The sequence below is a fragment of the Sporolactobacillus putidus genome (assembly GCF_014647035.1).
Lineage (GTDB): Bacteria > Bacillota > Bacilli > Bacillales > Sporolactobacillaceae > Sporolactobacillus > Sporolactobacillus putidus.
Genome location: NZ_BMOK01000008.1, coordinates 70,179 through 87,762 on the forward strand (window position 1 = coordinate 70,179; position 17,584 = coordinate 87,762).

At 44.7% G+C, this 17,584-nt stretch carries 12 protein-coding genes; 3 read left to right on the forward strand and 9 right to left on the reverse strand.

All coding sequences use genetic code 11. The features are described 5' to 3' along the window. Positions 1-206 precede the first annotated feature (206 nt). Positions 207-1,817 carry an APC family permease gene (locus tag IEX81_RS10530; protein WP_188803082.1) on the forward strand — a complete coding sequence of 537 codons (1,611 nt, stop codon included), beginning with the start codon at positions 207-209 and terminating at the stop codon, positions 1,815-1,817. A 243-nt stretch (positions 1,818-2,060) separates the two neighbouring features. Here the strand turns inward: IEX81_RS10530 and IEX81_RS10535 are convergent, their stop codons facing one another. Next, on the reverse strand, positions 2,061-4,067 hold the full coding sequence (locus tag IEX81_RS10535) for a S9 family peptidase (RefSeq protein WP_188803083.1): 2,007 nt from the start codon (positions 4,065-4,067) through the stop codon (positions 2,061-2,063). Positions 4,068-4,366: 299 nt separating this feature from the next. On the opposite strand from IEX81_RS10535, the gene IEX81_RS10540 reads away from it, so the two are divergent. Beyond that, the gene (locus tag IEX81_RS10540) at positions 4,367-5,734 is read left to right on the forward strand and encodes a dipeptidase (RefSeq protein ID WP_188803085.1); all 1,368 of its coding nucleotides are present in this window, start codon (positions 4,367-4,369) and stop codon (positions 5,732-5,734) included. A 94-nt stretch (positions 5,735-5,828) separates the two neighbouring features. On the opposite strand, the gene IEX81_RS10545 is transcribed toward IEX81_RS10540, so the two are convergent. The 8 genes from IEX81_RS10545 to IEX81_RS10580 form a co-directional block, all read right to left on the reverse strand. Beyond that, a complete protein-coding gene (locus IEX81_RS10545; RefSeq protein ID WP_373292369.1) occupies positions 5,829-7,253 on the reverse strand; it encodes a M20 family metallopeptidase in 1,425 nt (474 codons plus the stop codon). A 19-nt stretch (positions 7,254-7,272) separates the two neighbouring features. Next, entirely contained in the window at positions 7,273-8,646 is a 1,374-nt protein-coding gene (locus IEX81_RS10550) for a M20/M25/M40 family metallo-hydrolase (RefSeq protein WP_188803089.1), read from the reverse strand. A gap of 125 nt (positions 8,647-8,771) precedes the next feature. Beyond that, positions 8,772-10,418: an ABC transporter substrate-binding protein gene (locus IEX81_RS10555; protein ID WP_188803091.1), complete on the reverse strand. Its 1,647-nt coding sequence runs from the start codon at positions 10,416-10,418 to the stop codon at positions 8,772-8,774. 35 nt (positions 10,419-10,453) lie between these two features. Next, positions 10,454-11,386, reverse strand: coding sequence for an oligopeptide ABC transporter permease (opp4C, locus tag IEX81_RS10560; protein ID WP_188803093.1), 933 nt, complete (start codon positions 11,384-11,386; stop codon positions 10,454-10,456). Positions 11,387-11,404: 18 nt separating this feature from the next. After that, complete coding sequence (locus IEX81_RS10565; RefSeq protein WP_188803095.1) at positions 11,405-12,355, reverse strand: ABC transporter permease; 951 nt, start codon at positions 12,353-12,355, stop codon at positions 11,405-11,407. A gap of 19 nt (positions 12,356-12,374) precedes the next feature. After that, on the reverse strand, positions 12,375-13,367 hold the full coding sequence (locus tag IEX81_RS10570; RefSeq protein WP_308424080.1) for an ABC transporter ATP-binding protein: 993 nt from the start codon (positions 13,365-13,367) through the stop codon (positions 12,375-12,377). Beyond that, on the reverse strand, positions 13,364-14,389 hold the full coding sequence (locus IEX81_RS10575; protein ID WP_188803098.1) for an ABC transporter ATP-binding protein: 1,026 nt from the start codon (positions 14,387-14,389) through the stop codon (positions 13,364-13,366). Before IEX81_RS10575 ends, IEX81_RS10570 begins: the two co-directional genes overlap by 4 nt. Before the next feature lie 26 nt (positions 14,390-14,415). Continuing rightward, positions 14,416-15,630, reverse strand: coding sequence for a M20 family metallopeptidase (locus IEX81_RS10580; protein ID WP_188803100.1), 1,215 nt, complete (start codon positions 15,628-15,630; stop codon positions 14,416-14,418). A gap of 581 nt (positions 15,631-16,211) precedes the next feature. Between IEX81_RS10580 and IEX81_RS10585 the strand changes: the two genes are divergently transcribed. Then, positions 16,212-17,462, forward strand: a complete 1,251-nt coding sequence (locus tag IEX81_RS10585) for a M20/M25/M40 family metallo-hydrolase (protein ID WP_188803102.1) — start codon at positions 16,212-16,214, stop codon at positions 17,460-17,462. Positions 17,463-17,584 lie beyond the last annotated feature (122 nt).

A 17,584-nucleotide genomic window follows, 5' to 3' on the forward strand; every position in this document is an offset into this window, starting at 1 on the left:
GAGGAAGATGTCACTTTGTACATCAAAACAGCCGTTGCCGAAACCCTGTTCATGTCTATCCGTTCATCGCCTTTTTCCTGCCCTATATTTACCATGGTCAGTCGCTCCTGAGAATCGCATAATTCTTATCAGCACATTTTAAGATGTCATACATAGTCCTCTTTCCGTGATCTTAGTTTTATGTGAAAATATGTAGAGGTGATAAAGTGTTCAATCAAGGAAAATTTAAACGGCAACTCTCATTGTCCGACCTTACTTTTATTGGATTTGGTTCGATGTTCGGTTCAGGATGGCTGTTCGCTTCCAGCCATGTCGCTTCAATCGCAGGACCTGCAGGCATTATATCCTGGATTGTAGGCGGTTTTGCCATTCTGTTATTAGGATTGATTTTTTCAGAACTTGGTGCTTCTTTGCCAAGGGCCGGTGCCGTTGTTCGCTTTCCTGTGTATTCTCATGGGCCTATTATGGGTTATCTTATCGGATTTATCACGTTAATCGCTAATTCAAGCCTTGTTGCGATTGAAGTTGAAGCAGCCCGCCAATATGCAGCGTCATGGATCCCTTTCCTTACTCAAAAAGGATCCACTCTCCCAACTGTTGCCGGATGGTTGTTTCAATTTGTCTTGCTCGCTTTTTTCTTCTCCTTAAATTACTGGAGTGTCAAAATCTTTGCAAGATCCAACACCATTATTACACTCTTTAAATTCATTGTTCCATTACTTACGATCATTGTTTTATTGTCACAAATAAAGTTTAATAATTTCACAGTCGGAGGATTTGCACCCTTTGGGCTTTCCGGAATCCAGTCGGCTATCTCCGTAGGAGGCATTATCTTCGCCTACCTTGGTTTAACACCCATTGTCTCTGTAGCAAGCGAAGTCAGGAATCCTCAGAAAACCATACCGATTGCACTTATTCTTTCCGCAGTTCTGGCTACGATCATCTATCTTTTTCTGCAGGTAGCTTTTATAGGAGGAATCCCGACAAACTTGCTGTCTTCCGGATGGGCTGGAATTTCCAACAAGTTCAGTCTTCCGTTCAGGGATATCGCGCTGAGTCTCGGCTTTGCCTGGCTTACTTTATTTATAATCTCCGATGCCATCATTTCCCCAACGGGCACAGGAAATATCTTTATGTCAGCGTCATCCCGTGTGGTTTATGGATGGGCGAAAAGCGGCACGCTGTTCAAGATCTTTTCGAAAATAGATAAAAAATCCGGTGTACCCCGTCCGGCTCTATGGCTTTCCTTTGTCCTCTCTATTTTTTGGACACTGCCCTTTCCCTCGTGGGAAGCATTAGTCGGTATCGTTTCAGCGGCGCTGATTCTGAGTTATGCAATCGCACCGGTATCTGCTGCAGCTTTCAGAAGAAATGCACCTGATTTGCCGCGCCCGTTTTACTTAAAAGGCATGTCAGTTATCGGCCCGGTGTCATTCATTATTGCTTCACTGATCGTCTATTGGTCAGGCTGGGGAACCATATCCTGGCTGCTCGGTTCACAAATTGTGATGTTTGCAATTTATCTGTTATTTAAAAAAGTAGCCCCAACGGATAAAGTTTCAATGATGCAACAGGTCAAATCTTCCTTGTGGCTCATCTTTTATTATGCTGCGATCATGATCGTCTCTTACTTTGGTATTTTCGGCGGAAATGGGCTGCTGCAGCAACCGTGGGATTTTATAGCTGTTACGCTCATTTCACTTGTTTCCTACTACTGGGGGACCTATACTTGCTTACCCAAAGCCATTTTTGACGATGCCTCAGACGAAACGGATGAAACGACAGTAACAGAAGATAATAACATTAAATTGGGTTAAAATCATTTCCAGTAACCTAGTCGAAATCAGTGCACAGTAAAGTCATTTCTGTGAGGCCCCCTGACGAAAATGTTTTTCTCAGGTTAGGGACTGCCGACAACTTCATATTGGTAAGTGTCTTAAAAAGAAAAACTGGAGAGAAAAGGAATATCTTTCTCTCCAGTTTTTCTTGTCAGACTATACTTTTTCCGTCCAAGAAAAGACGGTTGAGTTTCTTTCGTTAATGATGACCGATCAGATGATTCAGACTTCAGCTTTGGTATCCGGCTGATCAGCAGACAAGTTTCCTGTATTATGTTTATTAAACCAGTTAATGATCTCATGAAGGCGACTCAGGCGGTTTTTCGGACGTCCGCTTCTTGACAATTCGTGGTTCTCTCCTTTAATACGAACAAAACGCGTCTCTACTCCGAGCCGGCGGAGAGCGACGTACCACTGTTCAGCCTGTTCGATCGGGCACCGGTAATCTTCTTCACTATGAATAATGCAGATAGGAGTTGTCACATTTGGAGCTTTTCGAATCGGGGAGAAGCTCATCACTTTTTCTTCATCCGTCCAAAGATCTGCACCGTTAAAGTATCGCCTCAAAAAATAATAGCTGATATCGCTTGTTCCGAAAAAGCTGTAGAGATTACAAATGGATCGCTGCGTGACGGCTGCAGTAAATCGGTGCGTCGTCCCCACAATCGTGTTTGTCATGAACCCGCCATAACTTCCACCGGTCACAAATTGGCGCGACCGATCGCAGGTCGGAAAATGATCCAGCACATAGTCGAGGCCACGAAGAATATCGTCTTTGTCCTTTCGTCCCCAATCATCGTAGCAGCCGGCGCAGAATTCAGCACCATATCCCCGGCTGCCACGCGGGTTCGTAAAGACAACCGCATAGCCTTCTGCGGCAAGACACTGGAATTCATGTTCAAACGAATAACCGTACGCAGATGCCGGACCGCCGTGGATTTCCAGAACCACCGGTATCTTTTTCTCTGTTTGAGCTGAATCAGGCGGAAACATGACCCATCCGTCCAGATCCAGATCGTCTGCCGCTTTATATGTAAATGGGACTGGCTCCGAAAGGTCCAGTCCGTCAAAAAACCGGCGGTTATGATCGCTTGCCTGTTTTACGGTTCCATCACTATTGATAAAGTAAAGATCACCGGTAGAAAAGGCACTGGAAATGACAGCAACGATCGCCCCGTTTTTCGAATCAAATGAGGTGATGACTTCTTTTTCTTTGAAATATAAAGTGGAGATATTGCCGTTAAGGCCGATTCTCTTCAAGCCGGCAGCAGGGCCGTCCTGAACCAGATAGGTAAGCGACTGTCCGTCCTCACTCCAAACAAAAACGGGTCGCCCTTCATCAAAACGGACATCGGTACCCACATAATTACCCAGCGAGCGCCGTTCATGTTCAGTCAGATTCTCAGCCACGTCGCCCATTTTCTGAAGAAGCCGGATTCCGATATTCTCCGGACTGCATTCTCCATCTTCGTTTCCTGCAAAAGCAACCCAATGTCCATCAGGTGAGACCTGGAGATCGTAAATATTCCCCTTCGCTTTATAGAAAAGAGTGGTTTTATTGGTCTCAAAATCAAAGATGTAAATGTCATAAAGATAGTCTGTCTTATCCGGTTCCGCTTTGGTCTGACAGAAATAGAATTTTTTCCCATCGGGAGAAAAGGCCGGATTGCAGACGTTCCGTGTTTTATCCGTCAGCAGTCTTTTTTCATGACTTTGAAGATTAAAGAGGAATAACGCTTCAGTTGATGAGATAATGCCCTTCCCGTTTGCCAGATAACGAAGCCTTCTGACGACCGTGACATCGTCGTTTTCAATTTCTCTTTCATCTTTGATTGAGCTCTGGCAGACGAGCACAGATTCATCGGGAGACAGGAGATAATCCGTGACATCTTCACTGAAATCTGTCAGAACCTGCGAGTCGCCGCCGTCCAGAGAAAGCCGCCAAACCTGGCTCTTTCCGCTACGGTCGGAAAGAAAATAAACGGATCTTCCATCTTTCGAGAAACTTGGTTTATGATTTTTGACCAGTTTATCACTCATGTAATCAAAAGTCAGCCGTCTCGGTTCTGATAAACCATCAGCAAGATAGAGTGAGGAATAATAACCATTTTTTTCTTTGTTAACCTTTGTTACGACATACACAGCACATTTCCCGTCAGGGGATAGTTCGGGCGAACCCGTGAAAGTAAATTGAGTCAGATCATCAGCTGTTATTAAACGTTTTGTCATATTGATTCCCCCTTGTTTTCTAATTATTATAAACTTTATTAATAGTAAATTGAAATGCTCCAATTCTGTCATTTGAACGATCCCACAAAATTGATCGACCGATTTAAAAAGATTCCCTCGTGATTAAATGAATACACCGTTTTTTCACTATCAATTCTGAATTCTAAAATATTTACACCAGGATTGGGGTGAATTAAACTAAGAAATAAGAAGAACTAATACATAGGCTTTCATTTGCTGTTAATCCTGCACGGCAGGATCTTTTAACAAGCTAATTTAAAGAAGGGGTTGGTAAATAAATGACTGAAAGTTGGCAAGTTTACTTGAATGAAAATCAAGAGCGTTTTCTAAGTGAATATCTTGAATTCCTGCGTATTCCGAGCATTTCAACAGATCCAGACTATGACGGCGATGTCCGCAAAGCTGCGGAATGGGTGGTTGAAAGGCTTCAGAGAGCAGGCATTGAGAAAGCCGGGACATTGGAAACCGTCGGACATCCTGTGGTTTACGGCGAGTGGCTGCATGCACCTGGCCAGCCGACGCTGCTGATTTACGGCCATTTTGATGTTCAGCCGGCCGTACCGGTCAGCTTATGGGATTCGCCTCCATTTGAACCTGTGGTTAAAGATGGCAAAGTCTACGGTCGTGCAGCATCCGATATGAAAGGCAATCTACTGTTGCCGATCATCGGATGCGAAGCCTTGCTGAAAACAAGGGGATCACTCCCAATCAATATAAAATTCCTATTTGAAGGCGAAGAAGAAATCGGTAGCAGGTCTCTTAATGCTTTTATTAAAGAGCATCAAGATTTGCTGGCCTGTGATACGGTCATCAGCGCCGACGGCGGATGCGGGAGTGAAGAAGAACCCCGTGTGACAACCGGAGTCAGAGGAATTTTTTCTATGCAGCTGAACGTTAAAACAGCAAACACGGATATGCATTCTGGTGCCGGTGGAGGAATCGCGCCAAACGCCATTCACGAACTTGTCCGTATTCTAAATTCGATGCGCGATGAAGAGGGCCATATTCTGGTCGAAGGATTTTACGATCAGGTTAATGAGCTGACCGCTGAGGAGAAAGAACAAATCGCCAAGTTTTCTTCCTTTACTGAAACGCTAAAAAAGACCACCGGTTTTAAAGAATTTTTTGGAGAACCGGAATTTACTCCAATGGAACGCGGTGTGGCCCGGCCAACCCTGGAGATTAACGGTATCTGGGGCGGCTATCAGGGAGCAGGTGGAAAAACTGTCATTCCACGCGAAGCACATGCGAAAATTACAACACGTCTCGTTCCTGATCAGACGCCTGATCAGGTTCGGGAACTGCTGACCGAACATATAAAAAAACAGGCCGTTCGGTCAATCGAAGTTACCATAGAAAACGGACATGGCGCGAATCCTTACCGTGTTCCCCAGGATTATCCTCAACTGCTAACTCTGGAAAAAGCCCTTGAGAAAGCTACTGGGCATTCCGTTCTGCATCAGCTATCAGGCGGTTCCGTTCCAGTCATGAGTCTGTTTAAAGGTTTGCTTGGTGCTGAAACGCTGACTCTTGGTGCCGCAATGGATGACGAACGTGCTCATGCGCCGAATGAATTTTATCGCCTAAGCAATTTCGAGCGCGTTCAAAAAGTTTATTGCTTGTTTCTGCAGGAGATGGGTCGATAAAAACATTTTAAAAATTTAATGAAATAATAATGAGCCGTCTGCATCACATGATGAGACGGCTCATTTAATTCTTTCTATTATACATAATGGATTCTTATTTTTCAGGCGGGGTTATATCTTCAGGAATCAGAGAGTCATATTTTTTCCCGGCCAAACGTTCCTTAAACTCTTCTTTGGCTTTATCCAGAAGTTCTTCGTCTGTCAATGTCTGGATGGCTGTACAAGCGATTGCCTTCCCGGCAAAAAGGGTGGCGTTCAACGCATACGGCTGTGTCCCCTGAGCGACAACCTGCCAGGTATGCGGAACTGTCCCAAAAGCCCATGTCGCTGTCATACACTGAGCAGTCGGCACATTCCAGCTGACATCCGAAACATCCGTTGACCCTTCCATAAATGCGTCTTTTTCCGGTAAAGAGATGATCCAGTCTTCAACAGGTTTATCAGCTATTGCCGCTTTCTGATTCTGGTTAAGTTGAGCAAGTGCGTGTTTCTTCTCATTTTCACCAAGTGAGTCATAGATTGCCCGGATAAATTCAAGATCTTTTTCACTGATCTCAGGGAATCCGATCTTCTTCATGTAGCCGAGCATAACCTGATGAAGCGCCGTGTTGGGGATCAGATTGTGGCATCCGCCTTCAATTTGGTATGACATTTTTGTTTCTGTCATCAAGGCCGCTCCTCGTGCCACATTAACGACGCGCTCGAACAGCGTCCTGACATCGGCGGGTTCCGGAGAACGGACGAGATAGAGCTCTTCAGCATGGGATTGAACAACATTGGGCGAGCTTCCGCCGGTATCCGTAACCGCGTAGTGGATCCGTGCTTTATCCGGCATATGCTCTCTCAGATAGTTGACGCCGACATTCATTAGCTCAACGGCGTCAAGTGCGCTTCTGCCCAATTCCGGCAGGGCCGCTGCGTGAGCGCTGACTCCATCGAAAGAGAAGCGCGCCTCGATCACTGCATTGGATGAAGCCTGCTGCACAATATTGACTGAGCCTGGATGCCAGGAAAAGGCGGCATCCACATCCTCAAAACAGCCTTCTCTTGCCATGTATGCCTTTCCGTTTCCCCGTTCTTCGGCAGGACACCCATAGAAACGGATCGTGCCCGCTAAATGATGTTGATCCATATAATCCTTTACAGAAAAAGCCGCTGCCAGCGAACCTACACCCAGCAGATTGTGGCCGCAGCCATGTCCGCTGCCGTTTTGTACGATCGGGTCATGTACCGTGCTGTCCTTTTTTTGGCTGAGTCCGGCAAGTGCATCATATTCACCTAGGATGGCAATGACAGGTTTTCCCGATCCATAGCTTGCAACAAACGAAGTTTTTAACCCGGCAAGACCTCTCTCAACGGAAAAGCCTTTCTCCTCAAATGCTTTGATTAATAGATCGGCAGACTTCTGTTCAGCAAAACTCAGTTCGGCATAGGACCAAACCTGTTCACTTAAACTGCCGAACAGCTCAGCCTGGCCTTCAATCAGTTCATTCACTTCCTGAATAATGTCTGTTGTCATCATTCGTCCTCCCGCACAGTCAGATTTTCGCAAACTCCTTCAGCAAATAAACCATGTGCAATGTTCCATCAATGTAATCTTTGATCCGAATGGATTCATTCGGGGCGTGTGCCTTTGATTGTGCCCAACCCACTCCTGTACTGACAATAGGCAGATGTAGATATTTGTTAAAAATATACATCGGACCGGTGCCGGGGGACGTCGGGAAAAGAACTGTTTCGGACTGGTAAGCCTCTTGCGCTGTCTTATTTACAAGTTTTACGAATGGATCATTAATGTCCGATCTGTAGGCCTCTTGCGAATTTATCAATGTTACTTCGATATCGGAAAAGCCATGCCGCTCCAGATGGCGTCGGATACATTTGTAAAGGTGTTCTCCTGTCTGTCCGGGAACCATTCTGCAATCCAGCTTTGCGCTTGCCTCTTTTGGCAGGACCGTTTTTGATCCTTCACCCGTATAGCCGCTGATCATGCCACATATAGTCATTGTGGGATGAAACATCAATGCTTGGCGAGGATCCTCTCCGCGTGCCTCTGTGATCAACGGACGTTTTAACCCGTAAAGATTTTTCAACGCTTCCTGATCAAAGGGCAAGTTCTCGACCAATTTTTTTAATGCTTCATTAGGTTCTTCAATCTCATCAAAAAAACCCTCTACCAAAATGTCGTTGTTTTGGTTTTTCATACTTGATAGCGCCTGCACGAGACGCCACGCCGCATCGTCGATGCATGCCGCTTCCGATGAATGAATATCGATCTCAGCGCTCTTTGTGGACAATTCGAAATATGCAGATCCCTTAATTCCTGCGTAAAGCTGCACTCTCTCTTCATTGTCCTTACTGCCAAACTCCCAGATACAGGCATCGGCACTGAATAGTTCCTTATATTTTTTCAGATAAGGTTCCAGATGAGCGCTTCCGCTTTCCTCTTCTCCTTCAATTAAAAATTTAACATTACATGGAAGGCCTTCTTTTTCCTGAAGCGTTTTAAGCGCTGCAAGACGCTGCATCAATGATCCCTTGTTGTCAGCGGTTCCCCGTGCATAGAGCACGCCGTCCTTAAGCAGCGGCTCAAATGGTTTTGAATGCCACTCTCCAAGCGGATCAGGAGGCTGGACATCATAATGATTGTAAAAAAGCAATGTTTTACTCTGATTTCCTTGTGAACCCGCAGGAAAAAAGCCATAGATAACCGGATTTCCGCCCAGATCATCCAGTATTTTCACTTTTCCGCCAAATGTCTCAAGCAGTCCGGCAACAAACTCAACAGTTTCAGGTATCGCGCGGTGCTGAGCGGACACTGAAGGCAACCGTAAATAATGGTTTAATGTTTCAAGAGATTCCTGTGCAAAATAAGCTGCTTTTTCCTTTAATAATTCCTTCTCATTAATCATTCATCTAAAACCTCCGTTAACTGCTGACATTCGATTACTTTCGAATAAAATAGGAACAGCTGATTCATTGTCAATCAGCTGTTCAGGTCTTCTTTTTAATCTATCCATTCATCGTCAAAGAACGATTACTTTCCGCTTTTGTAGGCCCATTTCTGGAAATCGTAAACCGTTCCGGGCCAGAAAGTTGAAGCACCGCCAGTAGCAATATTGTTGTTGACCACGATCATCTGATTATCTGAATACAGCGTCAGAATCGGCATATCTTTATCCCAGATCTGCTGCAGCTGATTATAGATAATCTTACGTTTCGCAGGGTTCGATTCGTTCAATCCCGCCTGAAGAAGGCTCGCAGACTGCGGATTATCATACTTCATAAAGTTATAGACTCCGTTTGGTCCATAATATGCTGATTGATCAGGGTCGACATAGCCCGCAAATCCGATCAGCAGCAAATCAAACTGTCCGGCTTTGCCTTTCTGCATAATTGTCGGGAAATCGTAAGTTGTTTCGTTAACTTTAACGCCAATGGCTTTCAGATCCTGTGCGATAATATCGCCTGATTGCTGACGGACCTGGTTACCGATCGGAACAACAAGATTAACCGTCTTATTGAAATCCCATCCGGCATCTTTGAGCATTTGTTTCGCCTGAGCAGGATCATATTTGATGAGAGGCAGGTTTTTGTCCAGATAAGGGCTGACCGACGTGTACGGACCGTCAACGATCTGACCGTTTCCTTGCAAGAGTTTGCTGACAATTTGCTGACGATTGATCGCCTGCGCGAATGCAAGGCGAACCTGAGGATTTATAATTGTTTTTGTATTGAACATCATCGTTTGATATCCGATTTGTGGTGCCGTAATCGTTTTGACATTTTTTAAGCCTTTTACCGTTTTATAGTCCTGAACGGGGATAATCCCGATACCACCGGCAGCATTCATTTGAATCGTTCCCGCCTGCAGTTCGCTCGCGAGGTTAGGTGCCTGCATGATTTTCAGGAAAAATTTAGGTGTTTTCGGTTTCCCGAGATAATATGAATTGTTCGCCTGATATTGAATGTATGCATTTTTACTATATGTGACAAACTTATATGGCCCGTCTGTGACATTCGGACTCTGCATGTACTTGCTGTTGGCCAGATCCTGTGGTGCAATATCCTTCAAAATATGCTGAGGCAAAGTGATAATCTTTGTACCAATTAACTCTTTTACATAGTTTGGATCAACGGGTTTCTTCGTCTTGAAGGTAACTGTATGATCATCAACTTTTGTCAGGTCGGGAATTGAAGCTGTCCCGGCAGGAAGTTTTCCGGTTGGTGTCAGACCCTCAAGCACCGAAATATTAGATCCTACGGCTGTTTCCGTTTTAGGATTGGCAATCAGATTGAACGTGAAAACCACATCATCGGCAGTAACAGGTTTTCCATCGGTCCATTTCGCATTCGGATTCAATTTGATTGTATAAGTCTGGTCATCGGTAGTTGTGATAGAGTCTGCCAGCTTCGGTACAAATTTCAACGGAGCTGTCTGATCCAAAAATGTATCAAACATTAAACGGCCCGCAAACTGTCCGGCAATATCAGCTGCGTTAATTGGATCAAATGTTGCCGGCGGGTTAACCATGCCCATTGTGATCGTGTCACTAACAGATCCGCTGTTTGAAGACGATGATGAGCCGCAGGCTGTAAGTAAGCCAATTGACAATGCTAAAAAAGAAGTCAGCAAGTATTTCAAAATGCGTTTTCCATTTGAAACTGATCCCGTATGTTTCATTTTATCTCTTCACATCCTCTATTTTATGTGCTGCTTTATTTTGCTTGCTGTGATTCGATTGCATCGCGAAGTCCGTCACCCATAAAGTTTATGGAAAGGACTGCCAAAAGAATCATTAAACCTGGCGGAAACCACAGCCAAGGCTGCGATGACAAAACGGTAATTGACTCCGCCTCAGTCAGCATGTTGCCCCAGCTGGCGGCAGGCGGCCGAACCCCCATCCCCAAAAAACTCAATGAAGCTTCCATGATAATTGCCGAGGCAACACCAAAGGTTGCATTGACTAAAATCGGTGCTAAAGCATTAGGTAAAATATGTTGAAAAATTATTTTCGGCGTCGAATAGCCAAGTGCAACACCCGCCTTTACGTAGTCCATCTCTTTTATAGAAAGCACACTGCCCCTAACCAATCGGGCAATGGCCGGCCACCCCAATAAACCAATCACAGTTGTAATGTTTGAAAGACTGGGTCCTACAATGCTGACAAGCACCAGGATTACCATAAAATAAGGGAATGACATAAAGACATCTGTGATTCTCATAATAATCATATCTACCCACTTGCCGAAATAACCGGCCAGCAGTCCAAGAACAATTCCTATTGCGACATAAATTGCGACGGCCCCAACACCAACGGTAAGCGAAACCTGAGACCCGAAAATCAGACGGCTCAACACATCCCGTCCGACTTGATCGGTCCCAAGCAAGTGAGCCGATGAAGGGGAGGCGTCAAAATCGCCGAAAATTTTATTGGGATCATATGGAGCGAGTACAGGTGCGAGAAGAGCAACAAGAACAAATATTGCAAAAACAATCAGTCCGAAAAAAGCCATTTTATGCTTTAAGAATCGCCTGGTAACCATGTGAAGATAGCTTTCTTCTCTTCCTAACTCTTCCAGAACCGCTTCTTTGCTTGTTAAGTCGGCAGCTTCCGGCACATTCCTGTTAGGATTCAATTTCATCGCCATAGAATCTCCCCCCTTCCTTTATTCATATCTGATTCTCGGATCGGCTACTGCGTAAAAAATATCGGTAAGCAAGTTCGCTAGAAGTACCGCAATAGCCGCTATTAAATTGATTCCCATTAGCGTTGAATAATCTCGGGAGGAAATGGACTGAATGGTTAACAAACCAAGACCCGGCCATTGAAAGACCTGCTCCGTAACGATTGCACCACCGATCAGCATGGGAATATCGATTCCGATAACGGTAATAATCGGTATGAGTGCATTCCTTAAGGCATGTTTGTTCGTAATGATGAATTGTCGCAGCCCTTTCGCTTTTGCCGTCCTCAAGTAGTCTTTGCCTAAAACATCCAGCATGCTTGAGCGGACATAACGGATCATATTACCTGCTATTCCCGTTGAAAGAACGGCGACCGGAAGGATCAGGTGAACAAACAAATCTGAAAAGCTGCCGCTTCCGCCAAGCGTGTTCATTCCTCCTGTAGGAAACAAAAGGACTTTAGTTGCAAATAAATAAATGACGCCTAATCCTAAAAAGAAGTGCGGGACGGATACACCGAAAAACGAAAAACCTGTTGTTAAATAATCAACCCACGAATTTTGTTTTCTTGCAGAAATGATTCCTAAAGGTATGGCAATTAGATAGCCGATAATCAGCGAGATCCCCATCAGCAGCATGGTTGGTCCGATGTGTGAGGTAATGAGTGATGTTACGGGTTCACGCGTTGAATAAGAAAATCCCAGATTTCCTTGAATAAGTTGTCCCAACCAGTGAAAGTACTGGATAATAATCGGCTGATCAAGACCGAGTGCATGCTTTTCCATCGCAATTTGCTGGGGTGTTGCTGAAGGATTGACATACATATCCACAGGATTGCCGGGTGCCAGATTGATAATAAAGAAGTTTAGGATTGTCACTCCTAAAATAACCGGAATGGCAATTAATATTCGCCGTATAATGTATTGAGCCAAATAATGTCGCTCCCTTCAGTCATTGTGATAATGGAAAATGACATGCTATCAAGTGATCCGTTCCATTCAGTTCAGGTACTTTTTCACGGCATATATCCTTTGCGAAAGGACATCTTGTATGAAAAACACAGCCTTTCGGGGGATGCGCCGGACTCGGAACATCCCCTTCCACTACAATCTGTTCACGATCACGCATGTGGGGATTGGGTACGGGATAAGCATTCAGCAATATCTCTGTATAGGGATGCATAGGATGTTCAAAAATTTCCTTTGTTTTCGCCATCTCCATTATTTTTCCTAAATACATTACTGTAATCCGGTCGCTGATATATTTAACAGCGCCAAGACCGTGGGCAATAAAAATGTAAGTCAGATTAAATTCCTTTTGAAGATCCTTCAACAGGTTTAGTACCTGCGCCTGAATTGAGACATCCAACGCCGATACCGGTTCGTCACAGATAATCAGCTTTGGATGGAGCATGAGTGCCCGGGCTATGCCGATTCTCTGCCGCTGCCCGCCTGAAAATTCATGAGGGTAGCGGTTTTTATAGTGTTTCGATAATCCGACCGTCTCAAGAATATGATTAACCTTTTCAGCGGCTTCAGCTTTGCTTGCCAGTTTATGGGCGAGCAGCGGCTCAGCCAGCAAATCACCGATTCTTTTTCTTGGGTTGAGGGAAGAGTACGGATCCTGAAAAATGATCTGCAGATCCGTGCGCAGCTCGCGCATTTCTTTCTTTGATATACTCGCCAGATCTTTACCTTCAAAGATCACCTGTCCGGAAGTCGGATCTTCCAGACGAACAAGAGAACGTCCCGTAGTCGATTTACCGCATCCGGATTCTCCTACCAGTCCCACTGTTTCTCCCGGATATATAGAGAAACTTACATCATCCACCGCTTTGACATAGCCGACGGTTTTCGAAATAATTCCTTTTTTGATAGGATAATATTTTTTTAGGTTTTTAACCTCCAACAACGGCTTCTCCTGCTCGGTCAATGGCTTACTCAAGACAACACTTCCTTTTCATCCTGCTTCTTCTCTTCAAATTCCCTTTCCTCTTTTTCGTAAAGAAAGCATCTGATGCTGTGTGACTTTTTATCCTCAATCGGTCTTAATTCCGGTTTCTCTTCCAGACATCTTTTCATGGCGAACGGACAACGATCATAGAAGCGGCAGCCCTTGGGCATATTATAGACACTCGGCACGGATCCGGGGATTGACTCCAGCCGCATATCGTCGGGATTTGTAATATGGGGAATGGATTTCATCAAGCCCAGTGTATAGGGGTGCTTCGGATTATCAAACAATGTAAAAACATCTGTTTCTTCGACAACCTGACCTGCGTACATGACAGCAACTTTGTCCGCCATTTCCGCTACCACGCCCAAATCATGAGTAATCAGAATAATGGCCGTTTTGGATTCCGAACGAAGCCCCTTCATCAGCTTTAGAATCTGTGCCTGAATCGTTACATCCAATGCAGTTGTCGGTTCATCTGCAATCAGCAATTTCGGCTTGCAGCTGAGCGCCATGGCAATCATGACGCGCTGCCTCATTCCCCCCGACAAGCGGTGCGGATAATCGTCAACAATGCCTTCGGCTCTCGGTATCCCTACTTTCTTCAGCATTTCAACGGCATAATCCCTTGCCTCTTTTTTTGAATAACCCATGTGCAGCCTTATGCCCTCAGTTAATTGATCCCCAATCGTTAAAACCGGATTCAATGAAGTCATCGGTTCCTGAAAAATCATCGAAATTTCATTACCCCGTACTTTGCGCATTTCAGCTTCAGACATGTTCACAAGTTCTTTTCCATTAAGAAGAATAGAACCGTGGGTAACAGATCCATTCTTATCCAGAAGGTGCATGATCGACAGGGAAGTGACTGATTTACCGCATCCGGACTCGCCAACCAGGCAAATGGTTTCTCCTTCTTTCAAATCAAAACTGACTTCGTCAACGGACGTAACCATACCCTTATCCGTCTTAAATTCAGTTTTAATTTTGTCAACCTTTAAGAGTTCACCCAAGTTTCTTAACCTCCTTAGATCATTTGTCAGCTTTTTACAAGTTCGCTAAGAACCGGTGCTTCAGGAGTGCAGAGATATTTATAAACCATTGCCAGAAATGCCTTTCCCGCTGCAATCATCACGCGTTCATCGAAATTGAATTTGGGATGGTGATGAGGATAGCTGGCGCCGATCTCAGGATTGCCCGCGCCGGTGAACCAGAACATGCCCGGCTTCTCCAAAAGATAGCTGGAAAAATCTTCACCGCCCATCTGCGGTGCGATTTCAACGGCCATATCCTTTCCAAAAGTCTTGTCCATAACTTTCTGAAAGACATCGGACTCTTTTTCATGATTGTAAACAGCCGGATAACCATCCCGGTAATCTAGTGTACCCTCTGCGTGGAATGCGCCGCAGACATTTTCAATGATGCTGGCCATTTCGCTTTTCATTTTTCTTCGAACATCCTCATTGAATGTTCTGACCGTTCCCTCAAGAACAGCAGTGTCGGCGATGACATTTGGCGCGACGCCAGAGTTAAATTTTCCGATTGTCAGAACCGCCGACTTTGTTGGATCAACTTCCCGGCTGACAACCATTTGCAGCTGATTGACAACCTGGGAAGCAACGACAACGGAATCCACGCACAGCTGCGGTGCAGATCCGTGTCCGCCCCGTCCCTGTATTTTGATCTTGAAGTAATCGGCCGCCGCCATAAAATAACCCTTTCGATAGCCGATCGTTCCATACGGAACCGTACTCCACAAGTGAGTGCCGAAAATAACATCGACTCCGTCAAGACAGCCATCTTTAATCATAGCTAGTGCTCCGCCAGGCGGAAACTCCTCAGCTGGCTGATGGATCAGGACAACATCTCCTGATAGTTCGCTGCGATGAATCTGAAGAACCTTCGCAACTCCCAAAAGTGTTGCTGTATGGCCGTCGTGTCCGCAGGCGTGCATGACACCTTGGACTTTCGACTTGTAAGGAACGTCTGTTTCCTCTTGAATGGGGAGTGCATCAAAGTCTGCTCTTAGCGCTACAGTGATTCCTGGTTTTGAGCCGTGAATTCTTGCGACAATTCCATAGCCGCCAACATTTGTCCTTATATCATCAATTCCGAAACTCTTCAGTTTCTCGTAAATGAATGTCGAAGTTTCTTTTTCATGATAGGACAGCTCTGGGTGCTGGTGCAGATATCTGCGCCATTCTACCATGTCATCGTATAAATCTTCCAAATCTTCTTTCCATGATTCGCTCATCGATGATCCCCCCAGAGTCAATTTGTTGATGAACATAAAATCCTGATTAAGTCGAGTATTGTCAGTCATTAGACAATACGGTATTTTCAGAATTTATTAAAACTAATAAAGCTATTATAGAATAGCATCTGACAAAAATAAATAGTCATTTTTTTAATTCGTCATTTATTTTACATGAAATCGTCAATAACTCTGACGTATATTGTAAAAATTTCTGACTTGTTTTTTATTAATCATTATTTTTCCATCATAGAGCACTAATTTTTTCCCCAACTCCTTCTTTTTTTAAATTATTATCAATTGTTTTAAATTTTCGTATATAATATATTATTATAATAATAATTTTTTAGATTTTGACAATGGTTTTTTTCTCATTTTATCTATTTTTTTTACTGTTCAGCATTGTTTGGAAAAACCGTCTAGTGTATTCTTAGACTATTAAAAAGCATAGAAAAAGGGGATTGCCAAATCATACTGACTAAAATCGATGTGTAAAATGAGGCCGAAGAAAGTTCTGCCGATTATACATTTTTATTTTTATCCTTTATCACATTAGCATATTAAATTAAGGAGCCTGCAGCATGTCTCAATCGAATAATGAAATTGTGATTTCAGATAAAATCAAACAGTTAATCGTAAAATTGACAGCTCTGACCGAAGTTAAAGAAGCCCTATCCTTTCTTGAGGCAGATAACGAAAACACAGCAGCTGAACAAACGACATTGACGGAAATTCCCGCTCCGCCTTTCAAAGAGGATAAACGGGCTTCATGGATCGCTGAGCGTTTCCGTGATCTCGGCCTGACGGAAGTCGGTATTGACCCTGAAGGAAATGTTACAGGCTTGCTTGAGGGGATTGAATCAAATCCAAAGATCGTTATCGCCGCCCATCTGGATACTGTTTTTCCTGAAGGAACTGACACCAGGGCAAAGATTAAAAACGGTATCATTTACGCTCCCGGTATATCGGACGACGGCCGAGGTCTGGGCGTGCTTCTCTCGATTCTAAGATCTATCCGGAGCACCGGAATAAAACCATTACATAGTATTCTATTCGTCGCAGATGTCGGCGAAGAAGGACTTGGCGATTTGCGCGGAGTCAAAGCCCTTTTCAATGAACGCAGTGATATCGGCGGCTTCATCTCCGTTGAACCGGGTGAACCGGCCGCGCTCACCTGTACAGCCGTCGGCAGCCACCGCTACCATATTCGGTTCAGGGGACCGGGCGGTCACAGTTTTTTTGCTTTTGGTACCCCGAGTGCAGTTCATGCATTGGGGCGCGCGATATCTTACATAAGCGATATTAATGTTCCGAACGATCCTGCAACTACATTTACTGTAGGGACGGTTGACGGAGGAACATCAATCAATTCGATCGCTGAAGATGCGTGCATGTCACTGGATATGCGTTCAGTTTCGATGGACGCGTTAATTACACTGGAGAAGCAGGCATTAAGCCTGGTTCAGAAAGCGGCCGAAGAGGAAAACAAACGGTGGAATACGGAAGGAGCGATTACCGTCTCTCTTGAAAAAGTCGGCGAACGACCGGCAGGTTCCCAGACTCCTGATCAGCCAATTGTGCAGGCAGCGGCGGCAGCGGTGAGCTTTCTTGGTTTTTCACCAAGGCTGCGTACTTCAAGTACCGATTCAAACGTTCCGATAAGCCTTGGTATCCCGGCAATTACAATGAGCGGTGGCGGAATCAGCGGCAAGGAGCATACGCTTGAAGAATTTTTCAATCCTGAAAAGGGCTTTCTCGGTGCTCAGGCTGTCCTGATCACGCTGCTGCTGCTCTCCGGCACAAGCAGACACACGGACTCATTGATCCTTTAAAAATGTCGTCCAGCCGAATTTTTCTCATGAACAATCCCTGATGATGCCATGGAATAAGAGTGAAGAATAACCAAATCCAGCCAACATGCAGTATCTATACAAACCGAACGAAGGAGATTTTT